Source organism: Micromonospora rifamycinica (genome assembly GCF_900090265.1).
In the GTDB taxonomy this organism is placed as follows: domain Bacteria; phylum Actinomycetota; class Actinomycetes; order Mycobacteriales; family Micromonosporaceae; genus Micromonospora; species Micromonospora rifamycinica.
The window spans coordinates 1,070,009-1,086,108 of sequence record NZ_LT607752.1 but is presented as its reverse complement, the minus strand read 5'-3'; the positions used below and the strand labels follow the sequence as shown (position 1 = coordinate 1,086,108).

The following is a 16,100-nucleotide window of genomic DNA, read 5'->3' as shown; positions in this document are numbered from 1 at the left end:
GTTCGGCAAGCGATAAAGGTGCAAGCAGGAGCCCCGTTAGGAGTGAGCTATGAGCCAGCCAATTCTCAATCCGGGCGAAAAGCGGACAGGTGTGTTTATTCATGCAAAAGACGATGAGCTGCCATGTGTTGTAGGGGCGGTGTGGGTTGATTCCAAGCTGGGTGTCCTCGCCGAAATTCCATACATTGGATTCGGTGCTGAGCAATTTAAAGTTCCAAGGCAGTGGTTTGGTGATGAGAAGCCGCCTGAGAACCTTCTTTTCAGGTCGGAAGATCTACGAATTTCTCTTTTTGGTTGTCGGGTGGCAAGAATAGTTCAGGGTGCATACCTCGATATCGGCCGCCTCCGAGCGCGGGAGGCGGTTCTTCAGGAGCGTTCGGGTCTCGTCGATGATGAATTGCGAGTAGTAAAGCTCTCGTCTCACATTGACGGCCTTGCTGAATGGTCTGGGATGTCGTCGGTTGTATGGGAGAGGGAGCGTTCAGAAAATACCCGAGAGCGGACTGTTCGAATCGCGTACAAGGTGGAGTCGATGCAGGGGATCTCTTGGCTTCAGGGTGCCGCTCGTATGCGACTTGTAACGCATTGGGGGCAAAGTGGAGCGGGAGGGCGGGGAATCAACATCTCAGACGAAACTGTTCTTGAAAGCCGATTTCAGGAACCGCAGCCGGTTTCCCGTCACCTTGCGGAGCACCGCAAGTTTCGCGACCTTCTATCGCTGATTCTGGGAAGCGGTTCGTATTTCACTAGACATACGATTCGAGATCATCGTTTCGCGGTGCGGACGCTCGATGGAAAAATCTATGGGGCGGACGAAGTGGGAATACTGGTTGCCGGTACGGTTGCGGATCACTACAAAGTTGGAGTGGGCGGCAAAAGCTCTGACTGGCCGGTCCTCCCGCTCCCTGCGCTCTCTTCTCAATCTCTGGCTTGGTGGGCTGGGGAGTATGAGAGATCTCGACGCTTTGTCGTTCCTGCCGTGTCAATGATTCAGCGATCAAGTGTATTTGCGGAAGATAAAGTAATAAATTCATCAATGAGCATTGAAGCTCTCGGGGGTGTCCTGGGAGGGGCGGTAGGTGAAGCGGGTCTTCCAGCCACAGCGACCTACTTCTACCGTGTGCTCGATTCTATTTCTATCGATAGTGGCCCCGTGGCGGAAAGCTTGGTTGATCTTGCTCGGGCGTTGGCGCATACCTACAATGATATTAAGCACGCAGATCGCGGAGATTTTCCAGATGGGCTGATTGTCATCCATGCGGCTCGGTTATCCCTAATGGTCGCCAGGCTCGCGATTATCAATAGGGTGCCTGGAGCTGGCACTTTGGTGGCCAAATTCGTCCATAGTTGGCCGGTCCGGCGGATTCTTGAGAGAATGAGAGCTGATGGGATTGAAGTGAAGTCGGGGCGATTCGTTATCGTTTCGTGAATATGTTAGCTTGTTTTTAGCTGCTTCCCGGATTCTAGCGAGTGCCCGTCATCCGGACCGAAATCCCCAACGCTGGATCGACAGCTCACGCGCGGCACTCAAGACCGCCAGCGCCCACCGCCTGGCGGAAGCCGCCCTCAGCGGTCAACCCCTCGGCTGGCTCACCCCACCCCCGGTGTAGCCCCCAGGCGTCAGCTCCGGGACGTGGTCTCGCAACACGTGCGTTCGTCGTCGGTTGCGGGCGGGGTCGGCGCGGAGGTGCCGTACTGGTCGGAGTCGCCCTTGACCACGTACACCTCCCAGCGCTCGTCGCCGGGTCCACGGACCCAGACCTTGTCCTGGACGGCGTAGCAGCAGGAGGTGTCGTTCTCGGTCAGGGTGATCAGCCCGGCCTCGGTGAGCCGGTCGGTGGCGGCGGTGACCTGCGCGCCGTCGAACACCTCGACGCCGAGATGGTCGAGCGCGGTGGCCTGGTCCGGGTCGCCTTCGAGCAGGACCAGCTTCAGCGGGGGCTCCTCGATGGCGAAGTTGGCGTAGCCGGGCCGCCGCTTGGCCGGCTCGGTGCCGAACAGCTTCGAGTAGAACGCGATCGACCCTTCCAGGTCGGAGACGCGCAGGGCGAGCTGGACGCGGGACATCCCACACCTCCTGTTGTTTAGATAACTATCTAGGCAGAGGATTGCACTCTGGTTAGATGCTTGTCAAACTAGACGGGTGTCGAGACAAGAACTGCCGGTCCTCGCCGACCCGTCGGCCTGCTGCGCGCCGATGGTCACCGAGGCCCTCACGGAGGACGCCGCCGCCGGTCTGGCACGCGGCTTCAAGGCCCTCGGCGACCCGGTACGGCTGCGGCTGCTCTCCCTGATCGCCGCGCGGGCCGGCGGCGAGGTGTGCGTGTGCGAGCTGACCGACGCGTTCACCCTGACCGGCCCGACGATCTCCCACCACCTGAAGGTGCTGCGCGAGGCCGGGTTGATCGACTGCCAGCGCCGGGGGACCTGGGTCTACTACTGGATCGTCCCGGCCCGCCTCGCCGTCCTGTCCCAGCTCCTGGACGTCTCGGCCGCCGCCGCGTCGACCGGGCCGGCCCGGTGACGCCCGACCCGCCGCACGCCGTGCTGCGTCGGGCGTCGGCGGAACTGGTCGGCACCGGCCTGCTCGTCACCGCCGTGGTCGGCTCCGGGATCGCCGCCACCCGCCTGTCGCCGGGCGATGTGGGGCTGCAACTGCTGGAGAACAGCATCGCCACCGCGTTCGCCCTCGGCGCGCTGATCCTCATCTTCGGCCCGGTGTCCGGTGCCCACCTCAACCCCGTCGTGTCGCTCGCCGACTGGTGGCAGGCCCGCCGTACGGGAACCGGCCTGTCGACCCGTGACCTCGGCGCGTACGTCGTGGCGCAGGTGCTCGGTGCGGTCGGCGGCACGGTGCTGGCGCACCTGATGTTCGGGTTGCCCGCCGTCACCATCTCCACCCACCGGCGCGACGGGGGCGGACTGTGGTTGGCCGAGGTCGTCGCGACCGCCGGGCTCCTCCTGCTGATCGCCGCCCTCACCCGTACCCGCCGGACCGCGGTCGCTCCGGCGGCGGTCGGGGCGTGGATCGGTGGCGCGTACTGGTTCACCGCCTCCACCTCGTTCGCCAACCCGGCCGTCACGATCGGCCGCACGTTCACCGGCACCTTCGCCGGCATCGCCCCCACCTCGGCGGCCGGGTTTGTCGCCGCGCAGCTCGCCGCCGTCGGGGTCGCGGTCGTCGCGACCACCTGGTGGTATCCGACCGTCCGACAGCGGGACGCAGTGGCGGTCGAGCTGGCACCGGCACAGCCGGAACGGGCCGCGTCGTGACCGGCGTCCGGTCGTCCCGACCCGATCTCGTGCCGATGACCGACGAACACGCCCCGGCGGTGCTCGACATCTACCGGCACGGGATCGCCACCGGCGACGCCACCTTCGAGACCGAACCCCCCACCTGGGCACGGTTCACCGCCACCCGCCTGCCCGGACACCGCTGGGTCGCCCTCGACCACGCGGCTGCCGACCGCGTGCTCGGCTGGGTCGCGTGCACACCGGTGTCCGACCGGTGCGTGTACGCCGGGGTCGTGGAGCACTCCGTCTACGTCCACCCCGACGCCCGGGGCCGGGGCGTCGGCCGGCTCCTGCTCCACCGACTCATCGACTCCACCGAACAGGCCGGCATCTGGACCATCCAGTCCGGGGTCTTCCCCGAGAACACCGCCAGCCTCGCCCTGCACCACGCCTGCGGCTTCCGCGCCATCGGCGTACGCGAACGCCTCGGCCGCCACCACGACCGATGGCGCGACGTCATCCTCATCGAACGCCGCAGCCCCACCGTCACCTAGCCACGTCAGCACCGAAAAGAGGTCCACCACCCATGAGCACCCCCGCCCGGCACACCACGCCATCGGTGCTGTTCGTCTGCGTCCACAACGCCGGCCGCTCCCAGATGGCCGCCGGCTGGCTGCGCCACCTCGCCGGGAACACCGTCGAGGTCCGCTCCGCAGGCTCCGCACCCGCCGAACACGTCAACCCCGTCGCGGTCGACGCCATGCGCGAGGTCGGCATCGACATCACCGCCGAGCAGCCGAAGCTCCTCGACCGGGACGCCGCCGAGGCCAGCGACGTGATCGTCACCATGGGCTGCGGCGACACCTGCCCCGTCTTCCCCGGCACACGCTACGAGGACTGGAAACTCACCGACCCGGCCGGCCAGCCGCTGTCCGTCGTCCGCGAGGTCCGCGACGAGATCCGCCAGCATGTTGCCCGACTCCTCGCCGACCTGGCCCCTGACATCACCGTCGACGCCTGACCGACCACCGGCGACGACGCGTCGTGGGCGCGGTGGAGCCTCCCGCCGGGCTGACCTGATGGGTCGACCTGCGACCGACCTCCGTCAAGGGCGCTAAATGGTTTGCCGGTGGTCGGCGGGCGCTGGGATGCTGCGGCCGACCGGGAGCGGGGAGGGGCCAGCATGCCGTCGGAGTCCGAGCCGGAAGTCCGTACCGTGGCTGGTGTCCTGCGCGGCTGCCGGGAGGCGGGCCTGGCGGTGTTCCGCGGCATCCGGTACGCCGAGCCGCCGGTCGATGCCCTCCGGTTCGCCGCGCCGCAGCTGGTATCCCACTGGGACGGCGTACGCCCGGCGGTCGCCTACGGTCCGCCGCCTCCGCAGCCCGACGCGTTCGGGGTGTCCCCGCAGGACACCGGCGACGACTGGCTGACGCTCAACGTGTGGACGCCGGACCCGGACCCGGCGGCGGGGTTGCCGGTGATGGTGTGGATCCCCGGAGGTGGCTACCTGGTCGGCTGTTCCGGCCTTCCGCAGTACGACGGCGGGCACCTCGCCCGCAGCGCGACAGTGGTGGTGACGCTCAACTACCGCCTCGGTTTCGAGGGTTTCGGGCAGCTCGACGGGGCACCGGCCAACCGGGGGCTGCTCGACCAGGTGGCGGCCCTGGAATGGGTACGGGACAACATCCGCGCCTTCGGTGGCGACCCGGGCCGGGTGACGGTCTTCGGGCAGTCGGCCGGCGGCGGCTCGGTCGCCGCGCTGCTGGCCATGCCGCGCGCCGCCGGGCTGTTCCGGCGCGCGGTCGCGCAGAGCGTCCCGGGGACGTTCTTCTCACCCGACCTGGCCGCCGACGTCACCGCCGCCTGCGCCGCCGAGCTGGGGGTACCACCGACCCTGGCCGGGCTGTCGACGGTGACGCCGGCCCGGCTGCCGGCCGTGGCCGAGGCGGTCTCGGCCGGTATCGTCCGGTGGCGGGAGCGGTGGGGGTCGATCACCCACCGGCCGATCCCGTTCGCGCCGGTCGTCGACGGGGACGTGCTGCCGGCGACCCCGTGGCGGGCACTGGCCGACGGTGCCGCGCGGGACGTCGACCTGCTCGTCGGGCACACCCGGGACGAGCACCGGCTGTTCAGCCTGCTCGACGGCGTGCTCGGCCAGGTCACCCCGGAGCAGACCGGGACGGCGCTGCGGATGCTGGCCCCGGGGCCGCACGGTGCCGCCCGTTACCGGGAGGCGTTCCCGGACGCCACCGACGAGCAGTTGTACGAGCTGGTCAACGCCGACTGGCTGTTCCGGATGCCGAGCCTGCACCTGGCCGATGCACACCTGGCCGGGGGCGGCCGGGCGTACCTCTACGAGCTGACCTGGCCGGCCCCGGGCCTGGGCGGTGGCCTCGGTGCCTGTCACGGTCTGGACGTGCCGCTGGTCTTCGGCAACCTGACCAGCGGGCAGCCCGCGCTGCTGATCGGCGATCCGCCCACCCCGGCGGCGCATGAGCTGTCCGGGCAGCTCCGTGGGGCGTGGACGGCGTTCGCAGCGACCGGCGACCCCGGCTGGCCGCCGTACGACGCCGGTCGCCGTACCCGGATCTTCGACGAGCGGCCGGTGGTCGTCGCGTACCCGGAGGAGACCTCACGGCTGCTGTGGCGGGATCACACCTTCGCCGCGCTCCCGCTGCTGATCGGCTAGCGCCGGGGCGGCGGGGTCCGGGCGTTCCCCGGCGGCGGTGCGGGCGAACCGGTCGGCGAGCAGCGCGAACGCCTCGGTGAGGGCCGGCGGGCCGACCACCGTGATCCCGGCGTCGTACCGGGCGACGGCGGCGGCCAGGCTCACCCACGACCACGAACCGAGGGTGAGCCGGCACCTGTCGGGGGCGATCTCCTCGACGAGGCCGTCGCGGTTGAAGCGGGCCACGGTCGTCGCGGACAGATCGAGGAGCACCGTGCCCCGGCAGGGCCAGTCCGCCGACCCGCCGGCCGACCCCCGGAAGACCCCGGTGAGGTACGTGGCGACGTCCCCGCCGGGCAGCGGCCTCGGGGTGAAGCGGGGCCCGTGCGGCGGGCGCAGGGTGATCCGGTCGACGCGGAAGGTCCGCCAGTCGGCCCGGTCGAGGTCCCAGGCGACCAGGTACCACCGGCCGTCCCAGGTGACGACGTGATGCGGTTCGGCGTGCCGGGCCGGTCGGTCGGTGCCGCCGGACCCGTAGTCGAAGCGCAGGATCTCGCGGGTCTGCACGGCGGTACCGAGCGCCAGCAGCACCCCGCCGTCGACCGGCGCGGTCGGCGTGCCGGCGGGACGCGCGACGGCGGTCACGCTGAGCGCCCCGACCCGCTGCCGCAGCCGGGTCGGCAACACCTGTCGTACGGTGTGCAGCGCCCGCGCGGCGGCGTCCGCGAGCGCCCCGTCCGCGCCGGTCGCCGCGACCTGGAGGGCGACGGTGAGGGCGACGGCCTGCTCGTCGTCGAACAGCAGCGGGGGCAGTTCGGTGCCGGCGTCGAGCCGGTAACCACCGTCGGGACCTTTGACGGCGGCGACGGGGTAGCCCAGTTCCCGCAGCCGGTCGACGTCGCGGCGCACGGTACGCAGGCTGATGCCGAGGCGTTCGGCCAGCACGGTGCCGGACCAGTCCCGGCGGGTCTGCAACAGCGACAGCAGGGCGAGCAGTCGGGCGGACGTGGTCGGCATGAGTCCGATTCTGCCCGCAGTAGGTGCCACACCCTGTCACCTACTGCTGCGAATCTTGCTCCTGACCAGCCCACTACCGGGCGTCGAGCACCATCAGCAAGGAGTCGACCATGGCCATCTCCGCCACCACACACCTCAACTTCCGGGGTGACGCCCGTGCGGCGCTGGAGTTCTACCAGGCCGTGTTCGGTGGCCACCGCACCGTCGTCAGCTACGGCGACCTGGGGATGCCGAAGGACCTGCCGGACGCCGACAAGGTGATCTTCGGTCAGGTCACCGCCGACAACGGCTTCGCCATCATGGCCTACGACGTGCCCGCCGGTGCCCCCGCCGTAGCCGCGCCGACCGCCACCACCCGCGCGAACGGCACGACGCTGACCGGCGAGCAGTTCTTCGTCTCCGTCCGGGGCGACAGCGCCGAGGAAGTCGGTGTGCTCTGGCACCGGCTCGCCGAGGGCGCCCAGGTGATCGAGGAGTACGGCCCGTCGCCGTGGGCACCCGGGTTCGGCATGCTCACCGACCGGTTCGGCGTCACCTGGGTCCTCGACGTCGCCACCCCGTACGCTGGCTGACCGCTTGGTCCGGGTCGGCGACGTCGCCGACCCGGACCGGCGGGTCATTCGGTGCGCAGCCCGTCGGCGCGGGTGAGCCTCCACAGCAGCGGCATGCTCAGCCCGCTGATCGCCAGGACGGCCAGCCCGCCGAGGCCGACGGCGAAGCCGACCACCGGCCAGGCGACCGTGACCGGGGCCTGCACCATCCGCAGCAGGGCCGCGCCGAGGCCGAGCCCGAAGCCGGTGGCCAGCACCAGCCCGACCCCGACCGGCAGGGCGGTCTGCCACAGCACGGACCAGCCGAGGGTGCTGCGTCGGGTGCCCACCGCCACCAGCATGGCCAGCAGGCGGCGGCGTTCCCGCAGCTGCTCCAACGTACCGACGAGCATGCTGGTGGCGATCAGCAGCAGGGTGACGACCGTGCCGATGGCCAGGCCGCGTTGGATGTCGGCGAACCGGGGCGACACGATGGTCGAGGACAGCACGGACACGGGCGTGGTGAGGTCGATCGCGGCGACGGCGTTACGGACGTGTTCGACCGCGTCCGGGGCGGCCGGGTCGAGCTGGAGGTAGACGGTCGAGCGCAGCGGACCGAGGGTCCGCGAGCCGACCGCGCCGGGGGTGACCAGCACCGCGTTCGCCATCCAGCCGGCCGGGTCGGGTCGGGCCGTCGCGGGCCGCGCCGTGGCGGGCACCCGCCATCGTGACCCGTCCTCGACGGTGAGCACCGTGCCGGTGGGGACGACCGCCGGGTCGCCCGGATCGGACACCAGGAAGGTGTCCCCGTCCACGCACCGGTCGAGGCGGGCGAACTCGGCCAGCGCGGCGCAGTCGCCGACCCGGATCTCCACCGGTGGGCCGTCCGACGAGCCGGCGTTGGCCCCGGCGCTGAGGGTGCCGGTCGCGGCGGTCACCCCGTCGGCCCCGCCGAGCTGCCGCAGCACCCGGGCCAGGTCCGGCTGGTCCTGGAACTGCACCTGCACCTGCGCCCGGGAGGTGTCCTGCCCGCTGGCGGTGGTGAAGTCCCCGGCGATCCCGGCGAAGAGCATCTGCAGGCCGATGGTGCCGGCGACGGCCACGGCGATGCCGTTGACCAGCCGGGCCGAGGTGGCGCTGTCCAGCTGCACCCGGCGGACCGCCAGCTGCCAGGACACCGGGCCGCCGTGCAGCCGTCGGACCAGCAGGTCGGTCAGCCAGGGCAGCAGGGTGACCGTGCCGGTCAGCAGCAGCACCGCGCCGGCCGGCACCACCCATCTGGTGACCCCGCCGTCGCCCTCGCGCAGGCCGGCGACGGGCAGGAGCATGGCCAGGCCGGCGGCGGGCAGCAGCAGCCGCCACCAGAGCCGGCGGCGGACCGGGGTGCTACGCCGGGCCACGCCGAGCGGCTCGACCACGACCGCGCGCAGCGCCAGCATCGCCACCAGCACGGCCAGCGCCGGCACGGCCAGCACGACGGCCAGCAGCAGCGCGGTGGGGGGCCGGATGTCGGCGGCGTACACGCTGATGTCGTAGAGGGTGACCAGCGGGACGAGCTGGCGGCCGGCGAGCAGGAACCCGATGCCGACGACGACTCCGAGCAGGGCACCGGCGGCGGCCTCGCCGGCGGCGATCCGCCGGACCATGGTGGTGTCCGCGCCGACCAGCCGCAGCGCGGCGAGCCGCCGGTCGCGCCGCTCACCGCCGTAGCGCACGGCCGAGCCGAGGAACACCGCGATGGGCAGTAGCAGCACCACGAAGATGACCGCCACCAGCAGCATCAGCACCGGGCCGAGACCCTCGCCGGGCAGCCCGCCGCCGAAGCGGTCCAGCCGGGTCGCCCCGGACGTGTCGGTCAACCGGTCGTCGCCCTGGTAGTAGGCCAGTTCGTTGGGGCCGGCGAGGCCCTCGTCGGCGATGGTCCCGGTGACCCGCGCGCCGCCCAGCCGGGGGGTGAACAGCGGGCCGTCGGGGGAGTCGAGCAGCCGGCGCAGGGCGGGGGAGACGACCACCTCCCCGGGGGCGGGCAGGGCGGTCAGCCCCGGCGGGACGGGGGCGGCCGGTCCCTCCGGCCGCAGCAGCCGGCCCCGCACCGGCCGGCCCCGGAACTCGGTGTCCAGCGCGTGCACCAGCAGGGTGCCGGGACCGGCCGCGATCTTCTCACCGAACCGCAGATCGTCGCGGGCGTCGCCGCGCGCCTGCCGGGCGTCGAGCGCCCCGGGCACGGCGGTGGCCAGCAGCAGCATGGCCACCCCGATCCCGACGCCGACGGCGGTGAGCAGCGCCCGGGTCCAACCCTCCCGGCCGCCGGTGACCGCCATCCGGGCACCCATCGCCAGGTCCGCGAGCGCGCCCCGACCGGTCACGCCGCCACCTCCAGGCTGCGGGTCCGCCCGTCGCGCACCACGACCTCCCGGTCGGAGTACGCGGCCACCCGTGCCTCGTGGGTGACCAGGACCACCGCCGCCCCGGTGTCCCGGGCGGCCTCGGTGAGCAGTCGCATGACCCGTTCGCCGTTGAGCGAGTCCAGCGCGCCGGTCGGCTCGTCGGCGAAGATCACCCGGGGGCGGGTGACCAGCGCGCGGGCCACCGCGACGCGTTGCCCCTGGCCTCCGGAGACCTCGCCGGGGCGCTTGCCGGCCACCTCGGTGACCTCCAGCCGTTCCAGCCACTGCCCGGCCCGCTGCTCGGCCTCGCGGCGGGGGACGCGGGCCAGCCGCAGCGGCAGCGCGACGTTCTCCAGGCAGGTCAGCTCGGGCACCAGCTGGCCGAACTGGAAGACGAACCCGAAGGCCTCCCGGCGCAGGGCGCTGCGCCGGGTGTCGCTCATCGTCACCAGGTCCTGGCCGTCGAAGAGGACCCGGCCCCGGTCGGGGCGGACGATCCCGGCCAGGCAGTGCAGCAGGGTGGACTTGCCGGAGCCGGACGACCCGAGCACCGCGACCACCTCGCCCTCGTCGATGCGCAGCCCGGCGTCGACCAGCGCGACGGTCTCGCCGAAGCTGCGGTACAGACCCTCGGCGACCAGCAGCGGGGCGCTCATGCGCGCACCCGTGCGGCCAGGTCGTCGAGGCGGGCGGTGGTGAGTTCGAGCCAGCGCAAGTCGGCCTCCAGGTGGAAAAGCGCGTGATCACAGATCAACTGCTCGGCGAGGTCGCCGTCGCGCTTGCGCCGGGTCAGCTCCCGCATCAGGCGCAGGTGCTCGGCGCGCTGCACGTCGAGCAGTTCGGCCGCCGCACGGCCGGTGAGCAGGGCGAGCACCACCTTGGTGTAGAGGATGCTCTGCAGGTAGGGCTCGGGTTGTTCCGGGCGGGCCAGCCACTGGGCCACGTCGGCGACGCCGGCCTCGGTGATCGCGTACCGCTTGCGGTCGGGGCCCTCGCCGGGCTCCACCGCCTCCACCTCGACCAGGCCGCCGCGCAGCAGCCGGGACAGGGTCGCGTAGACCTGGCCGTAGGCGACCGGGCGGGAGTGGCCGAAGTGTTCGTCGTAGCGCCGTTTGATGTCGTAGCCGTGCCGGGGGGTCGCCTCCAGCAGGCCGAGGAAGGTCTGGCCGATGGACATGCGGGGGACTATACACACGGCGTATACATGCGTTGTCTACACCCCGCGCTGACTTTGTCGGGACGGGTTCCCGGCGGTGCGCTCCCCGGCATCGGCGAATGTGACACCGGTCGACGGATTGACCCGCAGATTGATACATGTCAGTGTTTCCTTCCCCGGCGTTTCCGCCGCGGTCCCACCCCCGGGCCGCGGGCTCCCGTCCACCCCTTGTCGTAGCCGACAGACGGGACGGTGACGCCCGGGCGGATGCCCCGCCGACCCCCATGAGGAGCACGCATGAAGCGCAGAACCCTGGCGATCGCCGCCGTCACCGCGGTGACGTTCGCCCTGGCCGCGCCACCGGCCTCGGCCACCACGACCGCCCGGCCGGCCACCGCCGCGCCGGCCGTCGCCGCGCTCGCCGCGCCGGACGTCTCGGTCAGCAACGTGCAGGCGCACCTGGCCCAGTTCCAGAGCATCGCCACCAGTAACGGCGGCAACCGGCGGGCCGGCTCGGCCGGCTACACCGCCTCGGTCGCCTACGTGAAGTCCAAGCTCCAGGCGGCCGGCTACACGGTCACCGAACAGACCTGCACCAGCTGCACCTACCGGGGCAACAACGTGATCGCCGAGTGGCCGCAGGGCCCCGCCGACGACGTGGTCATGTTCGGCGCGCACCTCGACGGCGTGGCCGCCGGGCCGGGCATCAACGACAACGGCTCCGGCTCGTCGGTGCTGCTGGAGAACGCCCTGGTGCTGGCCCAGCAGAACCCGGGCATGAGCAAGCGGGTCCGGTTCGCCTGGTGGAACGGCGAGGAGCAGGGCCTGCAGGGCTCGAAGTTCTACGTCAACTCGCTGACCACCGCCCAGAAGGGCTACATCAAGGGCTACTACAACTTCGACATGGTCGCCTCGACCAACGGCGGCTACTTCATCAACCGGGTCACCTCCACCACGGCCGCGCCGCTCAAGGCGTACTGGGACTCGCTCGGGCTGTCGCCGGAGGAGAACACCGAGGGCCAGGGCCGCTCCGACGACTACTCGTTCCAGCAGGCCGGCATCCCCACCTCCGGGTACGCGATGGGGGCCAGCGCCCGCAAGACCAGCGCCCAGGCCAGCAAGTGGGGCGGCACCGCCAACGCCGCGTACGACCCGTGCTACCACTCGTCCTGCGACACCACCAGCAACATCAACGCCACCGGGCTCAACCGCAGCGCCGACGGCGTCGCGTACGCCATCTGGGACCTCGCGGTCGGCGGCGGCACCCCGACCAACGACTTCTCCGTCGCGGTCAGCCCGACCTCCGGCGGCGTCGCCCGGGGCGGATCCACCACCGCCACGGTCAGCACCGCGACCACCAGCGGCAGCGCCCAGACCGTCGCCCTGTCGGCCTCCGGTGCGCCCAGCGGCGTGAGCGTCTCGTTCAGCCCGTCGTCGGTCACCTCCGGCGGCTCGGCCACCATGACGGTCAGCGCGTCGTCGAGCGCCGCCCTCGGCACCTTCACCCTCACCGTGACCGGCACCGGCTCGGCCACCCGGACGGCCAGCTACACCGTCACCGTCACCGGCACCGGTAGCTGCACCGGCGGGCAGGTCGTCGGCAACGGCGGCTTCGAGTCGGGCACCAGCCCGTGGACGGCCACCTCGGGCGTGATCACCAACTCGTCCAGCCAGCCGGCCAACAGTGGCTCCTACAAGGCGTGGCTCAACGGCAACGGCAGCACCAGCACCGACACGCTCTCCCAGTCGGTGACCGTGCCGGCCGGCTGCTCCTCCTACACCCTCGCCTTCTACCTGCACATCGACACCGCCGAGCGGACCACCACCGTGGCGTACGACAAGCTGGTGGTCCAGGTCGGCAGCACCACGCTGGCGACGTACTCCAACCTCAACAAGGCGACCGGCTACACGCTGCGCTCGTTCGACGTGGGCGCGTACGCCGGCCAGACGGTGATCCTGAAGTTCACCGGCACCGAGGACTCCTCGCTGCAGACCAGCTTCGTCATCGACGACGTGACGTTGCAGGCGAGCTGACCGACCCGGGTGGGGTGGACGCCTGGTCCACCCCACCCGGACCGCCTGCTTCCCCCTACCCGGACCGTCCTGGTTCCCCCATCCGGACCGTCATGGCGATAAATGTCGTACCCGGATCGGAGGATGTGGGCATGGCTGCCCCCGCGCTGTCCCACCACAGTGGTCAACCCCGATCCGTGCCGCTGCGCGAGCTGCGTACCCGGCTGACCCAGCTGATCGCGATGGCCGAGCTGACCGACACGGTCACCCTGGTCACCCGTGACGGCGACACCCGGCCGGTCGCCGCGATCGTGCCGGCCCCCGCCGCGCGCAGTGCCGCCCAGGCCCGCGCCGACGACGAGCGCCTCGGCACGGTGACCGCAGGTTGGGCCCGTCGCCTGGAGGAGTCGCACCGACAGGGCGCCCGCCGGCACGCCGCCGAGCTGCGGGCGGTGACCGACGCGTTGGCCGAGGTCTGGGCCGAGCTGGACCGGCACGTCCCGCCCGGCACCGACCCGGCCGTCGACCGGCTCCGTGCCGCCCACACCGACCTCCGCCGCGACTGACCCCGGGCACACCCGACGTCCACGGTGACCGCGTCACCCCGGCTGCCCAGCCCGACCCGCGTCACCCCCGCCCCCGCCCCCAGCCCGACCCGCGTCGCGCCCGCCCCCGGGGCGATCCCGACCCGTGCCACGACCGGCACGCCCGCCGGTAGACGCGTCGTGCCCACTCGACTCGACTCCACTTCCCGCCCCGCCCGCCCCGCCCCGCCGCGCTCGCACCGCCCCGCCCGCCCCGCCCCGCCCCGCCGCGCTCGCACCGCCCCGCCCCGCCCCGCCCCGCCCCGCTCGCCCCGGTGATCAAGAAGTTTGCGTCAGCTGATCAAGAGGTTTGCGTCAACTTCGATCTTCAGGTTGACGCAAACCTCTTGATCACCGAGAACGGGAACCGGGGGCGGGAACCGGGAACGGGAACCGGGGGCGGGAACCGGGAACGGGAACCGGGGGCGGGAACCGGGAACGGGAACGGGGGGCGGGAACGGGGGGCGGGGTTCGGCTCAGGTGACGGGTGTGGGGGTGGGGGCCGGGCGGGTGGGGGTGATCGGGCGGTTCATCGTGCGCCAGGGGCCGCCCAGCAGTGGGGTGAGGACCACCAGGAGGTAGCAGCAGCCCACGGTGAGCAGGACAGGTGTGGTGCCGAAGCGGTCGGCGGCCACCCCGGCGGCGAGCGCGCCCAGCGGGATGCCGGCCCAGCAGCCCGCCCCGATCACCCCGAACACCCGGGCCCGCAAATGCGCCGGCACCCGTTCCAGCTCCACCGCGCCGAGCAGCGGGTTGATCGCACCGGCGGCGAATCCGGACGTGGCGAAGACCGCGACGATCCAGGGCAGCGGCGGCGCGGCGGCCAGCGCCCAGAAGGGTGGCGCACCGGCCAGGGCGAACGCGGTGACGAGGGTGGCCCGGCGGGGCAGCCGGTGGCCGACCGCGCTGAACAGCAGCGAGCCGGCCAGCGCGCCGCCACCCATCGCGCCGACCAGCAGGCCGAACGCCGTGGCTCCGCCGAGTTCCCGGTCGGCCACCACCGGCAGCAGCACGTTGCTCTTGGTCGCGTCCAAGAAGTTGGTCACCAGCACCAGCAGCACCACCGCCCGCAACAGCGGCTCCCGGGTCAGGAAGCGCACCCCGGCGGCGAAGTCCCGCCAGTAGCCCCCGCCGGCCGGGTCGGTCGGCGGGGCCGGGCGCAGCGAGCGGGGCACCAGCACCGTCACGACCAGCGCGGAGACCGCGAAGGTCGCGGCGTCCAGGGCCAGCACCGGGAGGGCGCCGAGGGTGGCGACGAGCAGCCCGGCCACCGGTGCGCCGATCAGCCGGGCACCGCGCTCGCTCGCCTCGTACCAGCCGACGGCCCGTTCGAGAGGCACGCCGGCGGCGGTGGCCGCCTCCGGCAGCAGGGCGTTGCGGGCGGTCTGTCCGGGGGTGTCGAGCAGGCCGCTGGCGAAGACCAGCCCGAGCAGTGCCCAGAACGGCAGGCCGACGGTGACGTCGAGCAGCGGCACCGCGGCGACCGTCAGCCCGGAGACCACATCGGCCAGGACGCTGGCCCGGCGGTAGCCGATCCGGTCCACCAGCACCCCGCCGAGCGCGCCGCCGAGCACCATCGGTACGGCGGCGACCGCGCCGGTCAGGCCGGTGGCGGCGGGTGAGCCGGTCTCGGCGAGCACGTAGAGCGGCAGCGCGATCAGGGTGAGCATGTTGCCGGTGAGCGAGACGGCGTGACCGACCAGCAGCCCGACCAGCGGGGCGCGGTGGCGGGTTTTCGTCACCGTTGGTCCCGGAAGGCGTGGTACATCAACGTCACCGTTGCGGCCCCCGGCCGGGCGGGGTCGCTGCGGGCCTGCCAGCGGGCGGCCAGCGCCTCCAGGTCGGCCCGCAGCTCGATCAGTTCGTCGCTGGTCAGGTGCAGCCAGGAGTCGCTGCTGGCGGTGCCGCGCACCCACTGCGGGTCGAGGGTCGCCTCGACGTCGAGGTAGTGGCCGAGCCGTTCCGTGTACCGGTCGAGGACCGCGCGGCGCAGCAGGTCGGAGGCGGCCCGCCGCTCGGGGTCGCCGAGCAGCTCGACCGGCTCCCAGGACGTCCGGGCGTGGGTGGCGCGCCACCAGCGTTCGCGGCGGTCCCGGGCGTGCTCGGGGGCCTCCTCGACGAAGCCGTGCTCGGCCAGCTTGCCCAGGTGGTAGCTGACCGTGCCGACCGCCTCATCGATGGCGTCGCTGAGCATGCCGACGCTCTGCGGGCCCCGCACGCGCAGCTCGCCGAGCAGCCGTAACCGGGTCGGGTGGGCCAGCGCACGCATCGCCCGGGGGTCGGTCAGGTGCAGGGTGGGCTCTTCGGTCATGCCGTCACGGTAGAAGAACAACACTTGAAGTACAAGACTTCTTGTATAACTGGCGCGGCGGGCCGACGGTCGACGCGCTGCGGACCGCACGTCGGGCGGGGAGAATCCGACGGGAGCTTCGGCCGGGGGACCGGCCGGCCCGCGAGCCGGAGGCGGTGTCGATGAGCGGATCGGCGGTAGCGGCCGGGCCCGACCGGGCC

Annotated in this window: 16 protein-coding genes and 1 pseudogene; 10 read left to right on the top strand and 7 right to left on the bottom strand. The window is 71.9% G+C overall.

Annotated elements, in window-relative coordinates:
* The first annotated feature begins 49 nt into the window (after window positions 1–49).
* Window positions 50–1,429, top strand: coding sequence for an ApeA N-terminal domain 1-containing protein (locus tag GA0070623_RS29755; protein ID WP_157517619.1), 1,380 nt, complete (start codon window positions 50–52; stop codon window positions 1,427–1,429).
* A gap of 61 nt (window positions 1,430–1,490) precedes the next feature.
* Window positions 1,491–1,610, top strand: a pseudogene (locus GA0070623_RS31760) (HD domain-containing protein); the annotation flags it as partial.
* A gap of 10 nt (window positions 1,611–1,620) precedes the next feature.
* Here the strand turns inward: GA0070623_RS31760 and GA0070623_RS04565 are convergent.
* Complete coding sequence (locus GA0070623_RS04565; RefSeq protein WP_067313481.1) at window positions 1,621–2,067, bottom strand: ArsI/CadI family heavy metal resistance metalloenzyme; 447 nt, start codon at window positions 2,065–2,067, stop codon at window positions 1,621–1,623.
* A 76-nt stretch (window positions 2,068–2,143) separates the two neighbouring features.
* Here GA0070623_RS04565 and GA0070623_RS04560 point away from each other — a divergent pair, with 76 nt between their 5' ends.
* From GA0070623_RS04560 to GA0070623_RS04540, 5 genes are all read left to right on the top strand, one after another.
* A complete protein-coding gene (locus tag GA0070623_RS04560) occupies window positions 2,144–2,524 on the top strand; it encodes an ArsR/SmtB family transcription factor (RefSeq protein WP_067313478.1) in 381 nt (126 codons plus the stop codon).
* Window positions 2,521–3,273: an aquaporin gene (locus GA0070623_RS04555; RefSeq protein WP_089003907.1), complete on the top strand. Its 753-nt coding sequence runs from the start codon at window positions 2,521–2,523 to the stop codon at window positions 3,271–3,273. Before GA0070623_RS04560 ends, GA0070623_RS04555 begins: the two co-directional genes overlap by 4 nt.
* A gap of 35 nt (window positions 3,274–3,308) precedes the next feature.
* Complete coding sequence (locus GA0070623_RS04550) at window positions 3,309–3,788, top strand: GNAT family N-acetyltransferase (protein WP_067313492.1); 480 nt, start codon at window positions 3,309–3,311, stop codon at window positions 3,786–3,788.
* 32 nt (window positions 3,789–3,820) lie between these two features.
* On the top strand, window positions 3,821–4,255 hold the full coding sequence (locus GA0070623_RS04545) for an arsenate reductase ArsC (RefSeq protein WP_067313476.1): 435 nt from the start codon (window positions 3,821–3,823) through the stop codon (window positions 4,253–4,255).
* Window positions 4,256–4,417: 162 nt separating this feature from the next.
* Window positions 4,418–5,923 (top strand): carboxylesterase/lipase family protein, encoded by a 1,506-nt coding sequence (locus GA0070623_RS04540; RefSeq protein ID WP_067313474.1) that lies wholly within the window; start codon window positions 4,418–4,420, stop codon window positions 5,921–5,923.
* Here the strand turns inward: GA0070623_RS04540 and GA0070623_RS04535 are convergent.
* Complete coding sequence (locus tag GA0070623_RS04535; RefSeq protein ID WP_067313472.1) at window positions 5,867–6,919, bottom strand: helix-turn-helix transcriptional regulator; 1,053 nt, start codon at window positions 6,917–6,919, stop codon at window positions 5,867–5,869. The genes GA0070623_RS04540 and GA0070623_RS04535 overlap by 57 nt on opposite strands.
* 110 nt (window positions 6,920–7,029) lie before the next feature.
* Here GA0070623_RS04535 and GA0070623_RS04530 point away from each other — a divergent pair, with 110 nt between their 5' ends.
* Window positions 7,030–7,491 carry a VOC family protein gene (locus GA0070623_RS04530; protein ID WP_067313469.1) on the top strand — a complete coding sequence of 154 codons (462 nt, stop codon included), beginning with the start codon at window positions 7,030–7,032 and terminating at the stop codon, window positions 7,489–7,491.
* A gap of 44 nt (window positions 7,492–7,535) precedes the next feature.
* Here GA0070623_RS04530 and GA0070623_RS04525 read toward each other — a convergent pair whose 3' ends face one another.
* From GA0070623_RS04525 to GA0070623_RS04515, 3 genes are read right to left on the bottom strand one after another with little or no spacing between them, the layout of a single operon-like run.
* Complete coding sequence (locus tag GA0070623_RS04525) at window positions 7,536–9,815, bottom strand: FtsX-like permease family protein (protein ID WP_197700045.1); 2,280 nt, start codon at window positions 9,813–9,815, stop codon at window positions 7,536–7,538.
* Complete coding sequence (locus GA0070623_RS04520) at window positions 9,812–10,492, bottom strand: ABC transporter ATP-binding protein (protein ID WP_067313467.1); 681 nt, start codon at window positions 10,490–10,492, stop codon at window positions 9,812–9,814. The genes GA0070623_RS04525 and GA0070623_RS04520 overlap by 4 nt, the downstream gene beginning before the upstream one ends.
* On the bottom strand, window positions 10,489–11,013 hold the full coding sequence (locus GA0070623_RS04515) for a PadR family transcriptional regulator (RefSeq protein ID WP_067313464.1): 525 nt from the start codon (window positions 11,011–11,013) through the stop codon (window positions 10,489–10,491). Before GA0070623_RS04515 ends, GA0070623_RS04520 begins: the two co-directional genes overlap by 4 nt.
* Before the next feature lie 276 nt (window positions 11,014–11,289).
* Between GA0070623_RS04515 and GA0070623_RS04510 the strand changes: the two genes are divergently transcribed.
* Complete coding sequence (locus tag GA0070623_RS04510) at window positions 11,290–13,026, top strand: M28 family peptidase (protein ID WP_067313462.1); 1,737 nt, start codon at window positions 11,290–11,292, stop codon at window positions 13,024–13,026.
* Window positions 13,027–13,157: 131 nt separating this feature from the next.
* Window positions 13,158–13,571: a hypothetical protein gene (locus GA0070623_RS04505; protein WP_067313488.1), complete on the top strand. Its 414-nt coding sequence runs from the start codon at window positions 13,158–13,160 to the stop codon at window positions 13,569–13,571.
* 494 nt (window positions 13,572–14,065) lie between these two features.
* Here GA0070623_RS04505 and GA0070623_RS04500 read toward each other — a convergent pair whose 3' ends face one another.
* Window positions 14,066–15,331 carry an MFS transporter gene (locus GA0070623_RS04500; RefSeq protein WP_231932660.1) on the bottom strand — a complete coding sequence of 422 codons (1,266 nt, stop codon included), beginning with the start codon at window positions 15,329–15,331 and terminating at the stop codon, window positions 14,066–14,068.
* Window positions 15,328–15,900: an ArsR/SmtB family transcription factor gene (locus GA0070623_RS04495; RefSeq protein ID WP_067308684.1), complete on the bottom strand. Its 573-nt coding sequence runs from the start codon at window positions 15,898–15,900 to the stop codon at window positions 15,328–15,330. Before GA0070623_RS04495 ends, GA0070623_RS04500 begins: the two co-directional genes overlap by 4 nt.
* Between the last annotated feature and the right edge of the window lie 200 nt (window positions 15,901–16,100).